Source organism: Rhodanobacter sp. Root480, from assembly GCF_001426645.1.
GTDB lineage: Bacteria > Pseudomonadota > Gammaproteobacteria > Xanthomonadales > Rhodanobacteraceae > Rhodanobacter > Rhodanobacter ginsenosidimutans.
Genome location: NZ_LMEX01000001.1, coordinates 1,372,893 through 1,387,688 on the forward strand (window position 1 = coordinate 1,372,893; position 14,796 = coordinate 1,387,688).

The following is a 14,796-nucleotide window of genomic DNA, read 5'->3' on the forward strand; positions in this document are numbered from 1 at the left end:
ATGTTGCTATTTGTTCGACGCGCACACGGCGGCGATCTCGAACGAGCGCCGGCGGGCGGCGTGGTCGAACACGTTCGCGGTGATCAGCACCTCGTCCGGCCGATGCCGCTCGATGAATGCGTCGATGCCTTGCCGCACGGTCGTCTCGTCGCCCACCACGGCGCAGGCCAGCGCGCGCTCCACGCCGATCCTCTCCACCGGCGACCAGTAGGTCTCGATGTCGTCGATCGGCGGCGGGATCAGCCCCGGCCGGCCGCGACGCAGATTGATGAAACTTTGTTGCTGGGTGGTGAACAGCCGCCGCGCCTCGGCATCGCTGTCGGCCGCCACCACGTTCAGGCCCAGCATGGCGTACGGCTGTTCCAGCCGCGCCGACGGCCGGAAATCGCGACGGTACAGCGCCAGCGCCTCGTCCATCGCATCGGGGGCGAAATGCGAGGCGAACGCGAACGGCAGGCCCAACGCCGCCGACAACTTGGCGCTGAACAGGCTGGAACCCAGCAGCCACACCGGCACGTCGATGCCGGCGCCAGGCACCGCGCGCACCGGCTGGCCGGGCGTGGCGGGCTCGAAATAGCCGAGCAGTTCCATCACGTCCTGCGGAAACGCGTCGGCACTGTCGAAATAGCGGCGCAAGGCTTTCGCGGTGGGCTGGTCGGTGCCCGGCGCGCGGCCCAGCCCCAAGTCGATGCGGCCCGGATACAGCGACGCCAGCGTGCCGAACTGCTCGGCCACCTGCAGCGGTGCATGGTTCGGCAGCATGATGCCGCCAGCGCCCACGCGGATGGTCGAGGTGCCGCCGGCCACGTGTCCGATCAACACCGCCGTCGCCGCACTGGCGATACCGGGCATGTTGTGGTGCTCGGCCAGCCAGTAGCGGTGGTAGCCGAGTCGCTCGGCCAGCTGCGCCAGATCCAGCGTGTTGCGGAACGCCTGCGCGGCATCGCTGCCTTCGGTAACCGGCGCCAGGTCGAGTATCGAGAAAGGGATCATGTGGGGACGTCCGCCATGGTGGAGGTTTCCAATCTGGGGGCGCGCACCGGGAATGCCACCGCGACGGTCTATTTTCGTGCGGTTGCCCACGGATGCCTACAATGGCGGATTCCCCTGCGCTGGCCCTTCCCATGACCGAACCTGTCCGCCTTGCCAAACGGGTCGTCGCCCTGGCGGGTTGCTCGCGCCGCGAGGCGGAGCAATTCATCGAAGGCGGCTGGGTGCGGGTGGACGGCGTGGTGGTGGAAGAGCCGCAGTTCATGGTGGACGCGCAAACCGTGGCCATCGACCCCGCCGCCCGGCTGGCGCCGCTGGAAGCGGTCACGCTGGTGCTCAACAAACCGGCCGGCATCGACGCCGGGCCGGGACCGGACGGCGCCGCCACACTGGTCACGCCGGCAACGCGCAGCGCCGACGACGCTTCCGGCGTGCGGCCACTGAAGCGGCACATGTCCCGCCTCACAGCGCCCCTGTCGTTGCCGACCAAGGCCAGCGGCCTGCTGTTTTTCACGCAGGACTGGCGCGTGGCGCGCAAGCTCACCGAGGACGCCAGCCGAATCGAGCAGGAGTTCGTGGTCGATGTGGATGGCGAGCTGATCGAGAACGGCCTGGCGCTGCTCAACCATGGCCTGCGCTTCAACAACTACGCGATGCCGCCGATCAAGGTCAGCTGGCAAAGCGAGCACCGCCTGCGTTTCGCGTTCAAGGGCCTGCAACCGAGCCAGATCGAACCGATGTGCAACGCGGTGGGCCTGCAGGTGGTGGCGATGAAACGGTTGCGCGTGGGCCGTATTTCACTGAGCCGCCTGCCGCCCGGCGAGTGGCGCTACCTGGCGCCGCACGAGCGCATCTGACAGCGGCGCGAGGCGATTGGCATCATCGCCACGACCGCTTTGAAAACGCCAAGCGGCACCGGCTTGGCTTCCACTGCGCCCACCCCTAAACTCCGATCGCGCCGCGCTCGAAGTTTCTGCCGGTGCCCGGATCGGCGCTGCCGCTCCCGTCCAACCTTCCACAGTGCGGAGTTCGACATGAGCAAGGGCATGGATTCAAAGAAAACCGAGAAGAAAAAGCCGGCCAAGACCATGAAGGAAAAAAGGGCGGCCAAGCAGGAAAAGAAGAAAAGCCAGTAACCAGGGCTGAAATCCGGGCAGCAAACCCGCACCATCGCAGGCAGCCGGCTCACCACGGCCGGCTGCACCAGACACCGCAGCGGACGATCGGAGTACTCAATTTTTCCGTCGCCCTGCCGTTATCTCCGCAAGTTGTGGGACGCTTGCGTTTTCTCGAAAAGGGACGTTTGCATGGGGAATCTTTGGCAGCGTTTGTTTCGCAGCCAGAAGCCGGTTGCGGGTCGCATGCGACCCATGGCGACCGGACCCGTGCGGGCGTCCGCGCGGATTCCCGACGATGACGTGGTGGTGGAGCCGGACTTTCCGCTGACTGAAATCGAAGACCGCTTTCACCGTTTCGTACTCGATCTGCCGCCCAGCGAGGCGGGCGAACCCAGTGCTGCCGAGCAGGCCATACTCAAACGCCTGGACCTGCTCAGCACGCGCTTCGACATGCGCAGCCTGCCGCGCCTGCCCAGCGTGCTGCCGCAACTGCTGCGCACGCTGAAAAACGACAACGCGGCCGGTGGCCAGCTCGCCAAACTCGTGGGCCGCGATCCGCTGATGGTGGGCGAGGTCATGCGGGTCACCAGCAGCTCGTATTACCGCTCCGCCCAGCCGATCAGCAGCCTGCAGCAGGCAGTGGTCCTGCTGGGCCAGGACGGCTTGCGCCGGGTGCTTACGCAATACGTGATGAAACCCATCCTGCAGGCCAATGCCGGCAGTTTCGGCCAGGCTGCCGGCGAGCGCCTGTGGGATCACGCCGAGCGCTGCTCGCACGCGTGCGCATGGCTGGCCCGGCACAACGGCGGCGATACGTTCGAAGCCTACCTGGTCGGCACCATCTGCCACACCGGTACCGGCGCGGTGGTGCGCCTGCTCGACCAGCTGGCGCAGGATTCCGCCCTCACATCACCCTCGGCGGAGTTCATTGCCAGCTGCAGCGCACTGGCGGCGCGGCTGTCGCTGCAGGCAGCGCAACACTGGGAGCTGCCGCCGCGCGTGGTCGAGGCGATGGCCGATCGCCAGCCCGGCAAGTCAGTCGCCACCAGTTCGCCGCTGGGCAAGACGCTGGCCGCAGCCGATGGCCTGGCGATGGCGCAATTGCTGGGTGAACACGAGCGACTGGATCGCGACGTGGACCTCAGCCACAGCTGGCCCGATGCCTTTGCGCCGGCGCTGCTGGCGCGTTGCCAGCAGGACCTGCGGCGCCATTTTCCCGCGGCCGAGAAGTCGATCTGAGAGCCGCGTCATTCGGCGTGACCGTCAGCGGTGGAGTTCGCGCTCGTCCTCCCGGCTGACGCTCAGTCCGATCAGTCGCGATACCACCAACGCGATATACATCACGCCCACGAACATCTCCAGGCAGGCCAATGCGCGCGCATGCACGGTGATGGGTATGACGTCACCGATGCCGGTGCTCGACATCAGTGCAAAGCTCAGAAACAGCAGTTCGGTCCAGCTGCGCGGAGCGGCCGGATTGACCGCGGCGGCAAAGCAGCCCGGCTGCAATACCTGGCAGAGCACGAACAGATAGGTGAAGCCCCATACAAGCAGGGTGAAAGTGGCGCCGGCGGCGAACATCTCGTCGGTGGTGGCGCGGCGATCGGCCAGCATGTAGGCGATCAGGCAACCGGCCGCATAGAAGTAGAACAGTGCCTCCAGCGCGGCCCACCACGGTTTCAGTGCCGGCATGTCCAGCATCAAACCCATCGCGTTGCACACGACCGCGGGCACGGCGATGGCCACGCTGATCCAGCCCCGGCCGCGGGTCCGCTGCACCATCGAAATGGCCAGTATCAACACCACCACGCCGAAGGCGCCGAACAACGCGCGTGCCGCACGCGTCTGCTCGATGAACGGATACAGCAGCAACCCGGCCAGCTGCACCAGCAGCAGTGCCGCGGACGGATGGCGGATGAGGATGGCGAGCCACCGCAAACGACGCATGCTCCACACGGTATCGCCGTCACTCGTTCGCATGCATCACCCTTTTGCTCCAAAGGCCGTTTCGAAGACGGCGCTGACGATATTCAACACGATGGGCCATGGCCATCCCCATCGTCGGGATGCCGCGCCTGCCACGCCTCCAGCAACATACGGTAGCGTTCGAGTGACGCCTCGTATACGTCATGGACACAGCGGACGCAGCCTTCGCCACAGCAATCGCCCGGGTCCGGCGCAACGGGCGGAATCGGGAGTGGATCGCTCGGGCCCGCCGGATCGTGCGTCATGGTTTCAGCCCATCGATGGAACGTCTGATGCTCGCATATTCGCGCGTTTCACCGGCACTTTCGATGGCGCTTGAAGCGCCCTGGGGCAAAAGGCCGCCGGCAGGCCGATCCAGTGCTGGCAGGCGGAATGAAAGAAAAGAGACGTCCATAAGCATTTCGGCCCATGCGTCGCTCCGTCGCAGCGGCAACTGTTCATCTCCGGCAGCACCTCAGTGGGCACCGGTGCTGCAATAGGCTATCGTTCTCCGTGCGTTGCGCGCCGTAGACCCGAGCAGGCGCACGCCAGGGGAAAACCGCGCATGCATGAAATTGCAAGCCAACCGAGCTTCGGCTATTTCACGGCCGCCTTGCTGGCAACGGCAGCCGTGGCGCTGTCGTCGGGCATGCAGTTTCTGGTTATCGGCCTGCGCCATCAGCGTGAACTGATGTACCAGGCGTATGCGGTGTTGTGCATCTGCATCGCCGCCCTCGCCCTCTCCAACGTGCTGCTGGACTGCGCCACGACGCTGGCGCAAGCCACGCTCGCGCTGCGGCTCATGTACGCCTCGTCGATTTTCTCGTTCCCGGCCTTCATCGTTTTTGTCAGCACCTACACCCGAAAACCCGTAAGTCGCTTCACCTTCGGCGTGATCCTGATGGTCGCGACAGGCTTCTTCTGGTTCGACCTGCGAGCACCTTACGGACTGCATGCCAGTCTCAGCGCCGGTGCCCCGATGGTGCTTCCATGGGGGGAATCGTTGTTCACGCTGAAGGTGCAGCCATCCGTCGCCAGCCACGCCTTCCACATCCTGACCTACGTGGTTTTCCTCTGGGCGCTGCTGCGTTCGTGGCGGTTTTACCGCGGTGGCCAGGCGCGGCCCGGGCTGCTGTTGGGCATTTGCCTGCTGGTGCAATTCACCGCCATGCTCTGGGGCGATATCGTGATCGATATTTTCGACCAGCCCTACCCCTATCTGGACGCCTTCGCGTTCCTGCCGTTTGTGTTGCTGATGGGCGTTTCGCTGGCCAGCCAGTTGCGCGCCCGCACGCTGCAGTTGGAACAGACCACGCTTGAACTGCGCGCCGAAGCGGAGACGCGGCGCGAAGCCGAGCTGGACCTGCGCCACATCGCCTACCACGATCCGTTGACGGGCTTGCCCAATCGTTCGCGCGCGCTGCATTCACTGGCCGAAATGCTCGCCGACGCCAACCAGTCCGGCCGGCATGGCGCCGTGCTGATGATCGACCTGGACAACTTCAAGACCATCAACGACTCGCTGGGCCACCACGTCGGTGACCGCGTGTTGGAGGCCATCGCCGATTGCCTGCTTGCGGTAGCGCCCGGCGAATCCACCGTGGCCAGGCTCGGGGGCGACGAGTTCCTGGTGCTGCTGGATGCCGGATCGCACGAAGCCATGGATGCGGACGCCACCGCCGCACTCGCCATGGACGTGGCCGAAAGCATGGTGGAACGGCTTTCCGTTCCGCTGCCGATCGACAGCCGCATCCTGGCCATCGGTGCCAGCATCGGCGTCGCGGTTTTTCCCAACGGCGATGCCGAAGCAGCCGACATCGTGCGCTGCGCCGACATCGCGCTGTACCGCGCCAAGGCTGCAGGGCGCAACGGCGCGCGACTGTTTCTGCCGCATATGCAACGGGATGCGGACAACCGCCTGGAACTGGAGCGCGGCCTGCGCACCGCGCTGGAGCGCAACGAGCTGTCGCTGCATTTCCAGCCGCAAGTGAGCATGAGCGGCAAATTGATGGGCGCCGAAGCGCTGCTGCGCTGGCGCCACCCGGAACTGGGCGACGTACCGCCAGACGTCTTCATTCCGGTGGCCGAGGAAACCGGCCTGATCCACGCGCTTGGCAGTTGGGTAATCACGCGCGCCTGCGCGCATATCCAGACCTGGCGCAGCCAGGGCGTGGATTTCGGCGGCCGCCTCGCCGTGAACGTCAGCCCCTGGCAGATTGCCCACCCCCAGTTCGTCGAACACATCCAGGCCATCGTGGTAACCGCCGGCATCGACCCGGAGTGGTTGACGCTGGAGCTTACGGAAAGCGCGCTGCTGAACGATTTCGAGGCGGCGCTGGCCACCCTGCATGCACTCTCGAACATCGGCTTCCGGCTGGCGATGGACGATTTCGGCACCGGCTATTCATCGCTGGCCTATCTGCAGCAATTGCCGTTGGATGAATTGAAGATCGACCGCTCCTTCGTCAGCGCGTTGCAGCCGTCGGTTCCCGACCCGTTGGCGGGATTCATCGTGGACATCGGCCGCCGCCTGGGCATGGCCACCATCGCCGAAGGCGTGGAAACGGAACAACAACGCGCGCGGCTGGGCGCCATGGGTTGCGACACGCTGCAGGGTTACCTGATCTGCCGTCCACTCCCCGAAGCGGACTACCTGCGCTGGCTGGCCGCGCGCAAAACCACCGCCAGCGAAAAAAGCACGATCACCTAGAAGCCCGGACGCGCGCCGCCTGCCCGTTTACTTCGCACGCCGCCGGTCCAGCATCGCCACTTCGGCGTCGCTCAGGCGACGCCACTGGTTCTTCGGCAGATCGCCCAACGGCAGCGAGCCGATCGCCACGCGGATCAGCCGCAGCACGTCAAACCCCAGCGCCGCCAGCAGACGGCGTATGTGGCGATTGCGGCCCTCATCCAGCATCACCTCCAGCCAGGCGTTCTTTTCACCCTGCCGCAGCACGCTGGCGTGACGCACTTTCAGCCACTCATCGCCGTCCGCGATCCCGGCATGCATGGCGGCCAGGGCAGCCGCATCCGGCTGGCCCGCCACCTGCACGTGATACGTCTTGTCGAGATGGGTGACCGGATCCGTAATGCCGGCCGCCCACGTCGTGTCATTGCTCAGCAACAGCAATCCCTCGCTGGCCTTGTCCAGGCGCCCCACCGGGCCCAGCCAGGGCAAGCCGGCGGCGGCCAGTGCCGTGTAGACCGTGTCGCGGCCGTGCTCGTCGGACGCGCTCACCACCAGGCCGCGCGGCTTGTTGAACATCACATGGACTTTTTCCGCCGATGCCAGCGGCTTGCCGTCGACCGTGATCGGCGGGCCGTTCGGCCGGATGGGAAAGTGCGGATCGCTGACCACGCGCCCGGCCACGCTGACCCGACCGTCGCGAATCCATTGTTCTGCCTGGCTGCGCGAACAAACGCCGGCCTTCGACAATACCCGCGCAAGGCCGTGACGTGGAGTGGCAGCCTTTACGCTGGTGCGGGTGTTGCCGGAAATGGGGGAACGCATCGCGATAGCGTAACGAATACATGCCGCAAACGCCGACCGTGAAGACAAAAAAAACCCGGCCGAAGCCGGGTTTTTTCATTCACCGGACTCCGAATGGAGCCCGGCATTTACTGCCGCGGTTCGATTACTGCTGAACCTGCAGTTCCGTGCGACGGTTCTGCGCGCGGCCGGCATCGGTCTCGTTGTCACCGATCGGGTTGGTTTCGCCGTGGCCGATCGGGCCTTCCAGACGGCTGGCATCGATGCCATGGCTGGTCAGGTAGTTGTAGACGATCGAGGCGCGACGCTCCGACAGGCTCTGGTTGTAGGCATCCGTACCCACCGAGTCGGTGTAGCCGGCGACGGTGACGTGCACCTGCGGGTAACGCTGCAGGGTGTCGACGGCCTGGTTCAGAACGGCGATCGAATCGGAGCTCGGCTCGGCCAGCGCGCCGGAGATATCGGTCTCGTTCTTCTTCGGGCGATCGAACTTGAAGTTCACGCCACGCAGGTCGATGACGACCTTCTGCGCGCAACCGTCGGGGCCGACGATGGTGCCGGCCGTGGTCGCCGGGCACTTGTCTTCGCAGTCGTTCACGCCGTCGTTGTCGCTGTCCATGGTGGAGCAGTCAGCCACCGGGGCCGGTGCTTCAACCGGGGCCGGAGCCGCGGCCGGTTCGCCAAAGCGCGAAACGATGCTGAAGCCCAGGAACCAGTCGCCATAGCCGTCTTCGGCCGGCTGGGACTTGTCATCCCAGTCGTAGCGGTAGCCGGCTTCGATGCGGACATCGGAGCTGTCGGTGATGGTCTTGGACAAACCGCCGCCCAGTTCGGCAGCCGGCGACCAGCCCTTGTCGCCCGCGTTCTGATGGTGGCTGCCCATGACGCCGGCCAGCACGTACGGACGCCATGAATCCCAGGCGCCAGCGTAGAAACGAACGGCTGCGCCGACCGTGTTGTTGGCCCAGCTGCCGCCGCCATCGACGTCGCGCTTGGTGCGGTCAATGAAAATGTCGATGGACGCATTCGGCGAGATGAAGCGGCCGACACCCAGACCGTAATAAACCTGGCGGCTGTTGGTATTGCGGTCGGTGTCGTTGTAATAGCCACCAACGGTCGGGGCAATGTACCAGCGACCATCATAGTCGGCCGTCGCGGTGGACGAAGAGGCGGTATCAACGGCGCCCGTGGTGTCCTGCGCGTGTACGGCGCCAACGCCGCCCAAAGCCAGCGCAATCAGAAAATACAAGCCCTTACGTTTCATCGGGTGTCTCCTTGTGTGGGATTTTTCGTCCGCTTGACAACATAAATACGGGGATCGAACGAATGGCCAATGACAACGGCTCTTTCACCGATTCGCCGTGCCACGTTCGACGCGAACTTTAGCAAAAAATAAACATACCCGACCGCTTCCGCGACGGCTCGTTCATTTTCCGCTTATGTCGTCTTTACAGTGTGAATAGACCGAGGAAGTCCTGAATCGGCATTTTATCCAGGGCGGCCGCGTCACCGGTTGCCGCCAGGATGGCATTCACCCGGTGCTCGGGCAGATGCCCGCGCAGGGCGGATTCAAACTTCCTCAGCAGCACCGGGATGCCTTCGGCACGGCGGCGGCGATGGCCGATCGGGAAATCGACGGAGACTTTCTCCGTGCTGCTGCCATCCTTGAAGAACACCTGCACGGCATTGCCGATGTAGCGCTTGGCCGGGTCGAAGTAATCACGGGTGAACTGCGGGTTCTCGCTCACCGTCATCTTGTTGCGCAGCGCATCGATCCGCGGGTCGGCGGCCACGTCGTCGCTGTAGTCGCTGGCCACCAGTCGCCCGAAGATCAGCGGCACGGCCACCATGTACTGGATGCAATGATCGCGATCGGCGTAGTTCGCCAGCGGGCCGGTCTTGTCGATGATGCGGCAGCCCGCCTCCTGGGTTTCGATCACGATCCGGTCAATATCGTCCAGCCGGCCGGCAACCTGCGCGTGCAACTGCATGGCGCACTCCACCGCCGTCTGTGCGTGGAACTCGGCGGGGTAACTGATCTTCAGCAGCACGTTTTCCATCACGTAGCTGCCGAACGGGCGCTCGAACTCGAACGGCTTGCCGTTGAACGCCACGTCGTAGTAGCCCCAGGTCTTCGCGCTCAACGCCGACGGATAACCCACCACGCCGCGATGCACCGCGTTGATCGCGTGGGTTACCGCGCGGCGGCAGGCATCGCCGGCGGCCCAGCTCTTGCGCGGGCCGGTGTTGGGCGCGTGCCGGTAGGTACGCAGCGCGCCGTTGTCGATCCAGCTGTGCGAGACCGCCGCGACCACCTGGTCCTTGTTGCCGCCCAGCATCGCCGCAGCCACTGCGGTGGACGCCAGGCGCACCAGGATCACGTGGTCCTGCCCCACCCGGTTGAAGCTGTTGAGCAGCGCGTAGCCGCCCTGGATCTCGTGCGCCTTGATGGCATAACCCAGCACGTCGCGCACGGTCAGCGGCTGGCCGCCTTCACGCACCGCCTGGCGGCTGAGGTAATCGGCCACCGCCAGGATCGCGCCCAGGTTGTCGGAAGGATGGCCCCACTCCGCTGCCAGCCAGGTGTCGTTGAAATCCAGCCAGCGGATCTGCGTGCCGATCGCGAACGCCGCCTGCACCGGGTCCAGCTCGTGGCTGGTACCGGGCACGCGTGCGCCGCCGGGCAAGCTGGCGCCGGGCACCAGCGGGCCGAGGTGCTTCACGCATTCGGGAAACTTCATCGCCAGCATCGCCGTGCCCAGCGAATCGAGCAGGACGTAGCGGGCGGTATCGTAGGCCTCGGTCGAGTCGATGCGGTAGTCGATCACGTAGTCGGCGATGTCGACCATCGGCTGATCGGGATCGGGACGGATGGCGGAGCGGACGTCGGGCGCACTCATGGGGTCTTCTCGCTAAATCGGAAACCACCATTTTAGCCTGAGCACCCGTCGACCGCTTGCCACGCGGGGGGCACATGGGGACAATGGCCGCTCCCAAAAGGGAGTAGTTCCCGGCGCGGCTTCCCGCATCGGTGCGGTGATCGTCAACACGAGCGACGTTTCGCTCCGGTCATCGCGGCAGCCACGTTGCGAACGAGACTTTTGCGGTGGCTACGGGCCGCGCGCGTCCGTACCCGCTGCATTGTCCGCCGCGCATGGATTGTCCTATGGATTTTTTCACCCCTGATTTCTTCTCCGGCCTGCTGGCCATCGTGCTGCTCGACCTCGTGCTGGCGGGCGACAACGCCATCGTCATCGCGATGGCCGCCAGCCGCCTGCCCAAGGAATTGCAGAAGAAAGCGGTGTTCTGGGGCACCTTCGGCGCCGTCGCCGTACGTTTCGCCCTGACCGCGGTGGTGGTCTACCTGCTGAAGTTGCCAGGCCTGATGCTGGTCGGCGGCGCGTTGCTGTTGCCGATCGCCTGGAACCTGCTGCGCCACGACGGTGATGAGAGCCACGAGATCAAGGCAGGCCGCACGTTCTGGAGCGCCTTGCGCACGATCATCGTGGCCGACGCGCTGATGGGGCTGGACAACGTGCTGGCGATCGCCGGTGCGTCACGCGGCCACCTGGGCCTGGTGATCATCGGCCTGCTGATCAGCGTGCCACTGGTGGTATGGGGTTCGACCCTGATCCTGAAACTGATCGAGCGCTTCCCGATCATCATGTACGTGGGTGCTGGCGCCATCGCGTTCACCGCCGCGCGCATGATCGGGCACGACCACTGGCTGGCGGGCTGGTTCGCCGCGCACGGCTGGGCGCAATACGCGCTGGACGTGCTGCTGGTCGGCGCGGTTTGCGTGGGCGGCTGGCTGGCGCAACGGCGGCGGGCGGCACGATCCGCGTCCGCATCGAAGGTCGCCACCCACGGTTAAGGCAACGCTGACCAAGTATCGCCGCCGTCATGATGACTGGAAGGCCCGCAGGTGGTGGCGCGTGGCGCTGGCAAGACTGGCCGTCTTGTCAAGCCGCGCGGCGTCGCCTGCGGGCCTTCCAGTCATCACCTCATCATTTCAAATTCAATAGCTTGAGGCCCACCCTCTCTGTTCGCATGCCTTCGGTCCGCCGCCTCGACAGACGGCCAGTCTGCCTTCGCCGACGGCCCTGTGGCCTGCGAACAGAGAGGGTGGGTGACGGCGGTGATACTTGGTCAGCGTTGCCTTAATACGTGGTGGGCAGGCGCACGGTTACGGTGGCGTCGGGCGTGTCGCGGGTAATGCCGACGCCAAGCGCCACGTTCAGCGTGCGCCGGTCGCTGAGGCGATAGGAACCGCCGACCAGCAAGGTGCCCAGCACCGTCTTCGCCGACCCCGCCACCGTCTTGCCGTTCTGCCTGGTCAGGCCCACGAAACTCTGGTCGTAGCCCAGGCTGATGGACGCCTTGTCGTTCAGCGCAAAGCCCATGCCCAGGCTGAGATCCACCACGTCACCCACCTCGATCGTGCCCAGCGATTCCCTGTCCCCACCCAGCACGCGGCGGCTAACGCCATGGCGGGCAAAGTTGTGCAGGTAACTGAGGTTGCCGAAAAACACCACCGGGTCGGACGGATACAGCCAGGTCACGCCCGGCTGCAATGAATAGAAACCCGAGCCCGTCGGCAGTTGCAGCGGCATGCCGGTGCCGGTGACGTTCTGGATGCAGCGGTTGACGCAATCGGTGGTGACATCGAACGGATCGCGACCGGTGCGCGATTTGAAACGCAGCCAGCCCACGAAATAGGGTTTGTCGGCGCCACCGTCATTCATCTGATAGCGCGCGGTCGCCTCGATGTCGCCCAGGCCGTGCCCGCTGGAGGTGAACACGCGATCCTCCGCGCTGCCGGTGAATATCTCGCGGCTGGTCGTGTCGGTATGGCTGTGCAGGTATGGCACCCGCAGCTCCAGCTCCATCCGGTTGGTGAGCCCGTAGCGCAGCGCCAGCGCGCCGGTCTGCGTAGTGGTCCTGACCTGGCGCGCGTCGATCAAGCCGATCAGCACGGCGGGGATCACCGTGTAGCCGATCAGGTCGACCCGGTCGGCGGAGGAATAGCCGAACTGGTACGACGGCTCGATCACGAATTTGCCGCGCGGCGTTAGCACCCCGGGCTGCTCGAAGATGGGCGCCACCGCGGGCGGCCCCGGTTCGCGCACGGGCGCGCGGCCAACCGGTTGCGATGCCGCGGCGACGGCCGTTCCAGTTGTCGCCACGCCGGATGTGGCGGCCGTATTTGCGGTGCCCGCAGACTTGTCACCGCCGTCCATGCCCATCTCGTGGCGCAATGTGCGGTAATCCGCCTCCTGTGCCGCAAGCGCGCGCTTGAGCTGTTCGATCTGCGCCATCTGGGCGGCCAGCTGGCTGCGCATGGCATCCAGCCGCTCACCCTGCTGGATCACATTCTGCCTGATGGCGGCGGGCAGCCCATCGGCGGTGGACGATGCCGGTTGCTGGGCATGCGCCATCCCGAGACAGAGCAAGCCGACGCAACCGGCGGCATATTTGCTTCGCGACGATTTCCCTGCCATGCCCTTTCCTCTTGAGCCCAAAAGCACGTGCGAAGCCGCACTCACCGCGTCGCCACTCAATGCCCCAGCGACTGGATCAACGCGCCCTGCAAGGTGTCGCCCAGGCGCGCGCTGCGAAACTGGTCCAGGTGATCCACCGACGCGTCGATCGTGGTAAGGCTCTGGATGTGCTGGCCGTCGAGGCTGTTCTGGATCACGGTGGCCGTGGCGGCGCCCGATGGCACCAGTGCCGCGGTGTTGCCCTGCCCGCCCTGCACCACCGTGAGGACGCCATCGACCGCGGCCAGCGCCTGCGCCTGCGCGGGCGACATGTGGCCGATATCGGGTATCGACACGCTCGTGCGGGTGGCCAGATTGCCGTTGATATAAACCACGCGATCGATGCCGAACGACGCCAGCAAACCGCTGCCGTTGTCGAAGCCACCGCGCATGGTGTCGAGCTGCGCGTTGCCGACCGGAAGCGACCAGGCATTCACGCAGGGCGACCCGCATGCCGCCGTCGCCAGCGGTGCCGCACCGAGCGTGGCCGCTGCAACCAAACCCAATGAGCAAGAACGAAGATGCCGCGAATGTCGGGTCCTGGTCATGGTTCGTTCCACGCTCAGAGGTCGTTGGGACCGCGTTTGGGCAGGGTGATCCGGTCCAGCCCGCGCCGGTCGATGCCGTCGCCCAGCGAGGCCAGCGGCGCGGCGCGCCAATCGTCCGCGCTGTTGAACACAGCCAGGGTGCGGCGGTTGTGAATGACGAAAACCAGCTTGCTCTGCCATGCCGCCTCGAACGTGCTGCGCGCCATTGCCCGGGTACCGCGCGCAGGGTCGCCCACCAGCACGCGACCGTTGCGCAGGCCCTTCACCACCACGAAATGGTGGTAGCCCTTCTCGTTCAGCAGCACGATGGCCGGCACGCTGGATTGGCGCAGTTTGTCCAGCGGCACATGGAACCCGTCGGCCTCGAAACCGTTGGCGTGCAGAAAGCGCTTGATGTCCAGCAGGGAGAAACCTTCGCGCCGGATCTTCGCGCGGTCGCCATGGGTGTACATCTGCTCGAACACCCATTGCTCGTCCACCGGGTAGCCATACTGATACGTCAGCAGGGTGGCGGTGGCCGCGGAGCCGCAGCTGAAGTCGAAATGCTGGCGGATGGTGTTCTTGAAACGCGCTTCCTTGAGGCTGGTGAGGTGGAACGTATAGCCGTTGCCCTGGATGCCTGGCACCTCCATCGTGGCCGCCCACGCCGTGCCGAGCAGCAGCATCGATACCGCCGGCAACACCTTGCACCAGTTGCCATGCTTCATGGCTGGAATTGCACGTTGATGATCGTGGCGTTCTGGATCAGCACGTTGTTGCCGCTGTTCTGGATCACCATCGGCACGCCCGCCGCACCCGTGAATGCGCCGCCGGAAATCGTGTTGTAGCCGCTGGCGACGTGATCGGCGCTGTTGTTGTCCACGGTGCCGTGCAGGTGCATGTTTTCCACGACGTCGCTACCGCCACGCATCGTGGCCAGGGTGGCGGAGGTGACGCTGGGACCAAAGCCGTCGGTGCTGGCCGGCGCGGCGACGTGAGCCGCAGTTGCCGGCGAGGGAATCGTCGGGGCCGATGGTTGTGCGAGGGCCGCCATCGCCATGGGTGCCAGCAGGCATCCCGGCAATGTGGGCAGAAGAAATCGGCAGCTTCGCATGGCGTCACTCCGTGAATGCTCGGCGCCAGGGCACGGCGCATTACCGTGCCTT

14 protein-coding genes are annotated in these 14,796 nt (G+C 65.4%); 4 read left to right on the forward strand and 10 right to left on the reverse strand.

All coding sequences use genetic code 11. From position 1 onward, the window contains the following. Window positions 1-6: 6 nt before the first annotated feature. The gene (locus tag ASD22_RS06470) at window positions 7-993 is read right to left on the reverse strand and encodes an LLM class flavin-dependent oxidoreductase (RefSeq protein WP_056080418.1); all 987 of its coding nucleotides are present in this window, start codon (window positions 991-993) and stop codon (window positions 7-9) included. 131 nt (window positions 994-1,124) lie between these two features. Between ASD22_RS06470 and ASD22_RS06475 the strand changes: the two genes are divergently transcribed. Further along, complete coding sequence (locus ASD22_RS06475; RefSeq protein ID WP_056080420.1) at window positions 1,125-1,847, forward strand: rRNA pseudouridine synthase; 723 nt, start codon at window positions 1,125-1,127, stop codon at window positions 1,845-1,847. Between the two features lie 513 nt (window positions 1,848-2,360). After that, on the forward strand, window positions 2,361-3,347 hold the full coding sequence (locus ASD22_RS06480) for an HDOD domain-containing protein (RefSeq protein ID WP_235577560.1): 987 nt from the start codon (window positions 2,361-2,363) through the stop codon (window positions 3,345-3,347). A 24-nt stretch (window positions 3,348-3,371) separates the two neighbouring features. On the opposite strand, the gene ASD22_RS06485 is transcribed toward ASD22_RS06480, so the two are convergent. Then, a complete protein-coding gene (locus ASD22_RS06485) occupies window positions 3,372-4,088 on the reverse strand; it encodes an ion channel (RefSeq protein WP_082520137.1) in 717 nt (238 codons plus the stop codon). A gap of 50 nt (window positions 4,089-4,138) precedes the next feature. Beyond that, complete coding sequence (locus ASD22_RS16360) at window positions 4,139-4,339, reverse strand: oxidoreductase-like domain-containing protein (RefSeq protein WP_082520138.1); 201 nt, start codon at window positions 4,337-4,339, stop codon at window positions 4,139-4,141. Between the two features lie 299 nt (window positions 4,340-4,638). Here ASD22_RS16360 and ASD22_RS06490 point away from each other — a divergent pair, with 299 nt between their 5' ends. Next, window positions 4,639-6,783 (forward strand): EAL domain-containing protein, encoded by a 2,145-nt coding sequence (locus ASD22_RS06490; protein ID WP_056080431.1) that lies wholly within the window; start codon window positions 4,639-4,641, stop codon window positions 6,781-6,783. Between the two features lie 27 nt (window positions 6,784-6,810). Here the strand turns inward: ASD22_RS06490 and ASD22_RS06495 are convergent, their stop codons facing one another. From ASD22_RS06495 to ASD22_RS06505, 3 genes are all read right to left on the reverse strand, one after another. Further along, a complete protein-coding gene (locus ASD22_RS06495; protein WP_056080434.1) occupies window positions 6,811-7,584 on the reverse strand; it encodes a pseudouridine synthase in 774 nt (257 codons plus the stop codon). A gap of 124 nt (window positions 7,585-7,708) precedes the next feature. Beyond that, on the reverse strand, window positions 7,709-8,827 hold the full coding sequence (locus tag ASD22_RS06500) for an OmpA family protein (protein ID WP_056080436.1): 1,119 nt from the start codon (window positions 8,825-8,827) through the stop codon (window positions 7,709-7,711). Window positions 8,828-9,011: 184 nt separating this feature from the next. Beyond that, a complete protein-coding gene (locus ASD22_RS06505; protein ID WP_056080440.1) occupies window positions 9,012-10,463 on the reverse strand; it encodes a bifunctional 2-methylcitrate dehydratase/aconitate hydratase in 1,452 nt (483 codons plus the stop codon). A 266-nt stretch (window positions 10,464-10,729) separates the two neighbouring features. Between ASD22_RS06505 and ASD22_RS06510 the strand changes: the two genes are divergently transcribed. After that, window positions 10,730-11,437: a TerC family protein gene (locus tag ASD22_RS06510; RefSeq protein ID WP_056080442.1), complete on the forward strand. Its 708-nt coding sequence runs from the start codon at window positions 10,730-10,732 to the stop codon at window positions 11,435-11,437. 286 nt (window positions 11,438-11,723) lie between these two features. Here the strand turns inward: ASD22_RS06510 and ASD22_RS06515 are convergent, their stop codons facing one another. From ASD22_RS06515 to ASD22_RS17025, 4 genes are all read right to left on the reverse strand, one after another. After that, window positions 11,724-13,064, reverse strand: a complete 1,341-nt coding sequence (locus tag ASD22_RS06515) for an acetate kinase (RefSeq protein ID WP_056080444.1) — start codon at window positions 13,062-13,064, stop codon at window positions 11,724-11,726. A gap of 56 nt (window positions 13,065-13,120) precedes the next feature. Next, window positions 13,121-13,540, reverse strand: a complete 420-nt coding sequence (locus ASD22_RS06520) for a hypothetical protein (RefSeq protein ID WP_056080448.1) — start codon at window positions 13,538-13,540, stop codon at window positions 13,121-13,123. 125 nt (window positions 13,541-13,665) lie between these two features. Further along, window positions 13,666-14,358 (reverse strand): C39 family peptidase, encoded by a 693-nt coding sequence (locus ASD22_RS06525; protein ID WP_056080451.1) that lies wholly within the window; start codon window positions 14,356-14,358, stop codon window positions 13,666-13,668. Continuing rightward, window positions 14,355-14,744, reverse strand: coding sequence for a hypothetical protein (locus ASD22_RS17025; RefSeq protein WP_235577561.1), 390 nt, complete (start codon window positions 14,742-14,744; stop codon window positions 14,355-14,357). The genes ASD22_RS06525 and ASD22_RS17025 overlap by 4 nt, the downstream gene beginning before the upstream one ends. Window positions 14,745-14,796: the final 52 nt, after the last annotated feature.

Coding starts and splice junctions, on each gene's coding strand:
- ASD22_RS06470 (WP_056080418.1), bottom strand. CDS start 993: ATGATCCCTTTCTCGATACTCGACCTGGCGCCGGTTACCGAAGGCAGC.
- ASD22_RS06475 (WP_056080420.1), top strand. CDS start 1,125: ATGACCGAACCTGTCCGCCTTGCCAAACGGGTCGTCGCCCTGGCGGGT.
- ASD22_RS06480 (WP_235577560.1), top strand. CDS start 2,361: ATGGCGACCGGACCCGTGCGGGCGTCCGCGCGGATTCCCGACGATGAC.
- ASD22_RS06485 (WP_082520137.1), bottom strand. CDS start 4,088: ATGCGAACGAGTGACGGCGATACCGTGTGGAGCATGCGTCGTTTGCGG.
- ASD22_RS16360 (WP_082520138.1), bottom strand. CDS start 4,339: ATGACGCACGATCCGGCGGGCCCGAGCGATCCACTCCCGATTCCGCCC.
- ASD22_RS06490 (WP_056080431.1), top strand. CDS start 4,639: ATGCATGAAATTGCAAGCCAACCGAGCTTCGGCTATTTCACGGCCGCC.
- ASD22_RS06495 (WP_056080434.1), bottom strand. CDS start 7,584: ATGCGTTCCCCCATTTCCGGCAACACCCGCACCAGCGTAAAGGCTGCC.
- ASD22_RS06500 (WP_056080436.1), bottom strand. CDS start 8,827: ATGAAACGTAAGGGCTTGTATTTTCTGATTGCGCTGGCTTTGGGCGGC.
- ASD22_RS06505 (WP_056080440.1), bottom strand. CDS start 10,463: ATGAGTGCGCCCGACGTCCGCTCCGCCATCCGTCCCGATCCCGATCAG.
- ASD22_RS06510 (WP_056080442.1), top strand. CDS start 10,730: ATGGATTTTTTCACCCCTGATTTCTTCTCCGGCCTGCTGGCCATCGTG.
- ASD22_RS06515 (WP_056080444.1), bottom strand. CDS start 13,064: ATGGCAGGGAAATCGTCGCGAAGCAAATATGCCGCCGGTTGCGTCGGC.
- ASD22_RS06525 (WP_056080451.1), bottom strand. CDS start 14,358: ATGAAGCATGGCAACTGGTGCAAGGTGTTGCCGGCGGTATCGATGCTG.
- ASD22_RS17025 (WP_235577561.1), bottom strand. CDS start 14,744: ATGCGAAGCTGCCGATTTCTTCTGCCCACATTGCCGGGATGCCTGCTG.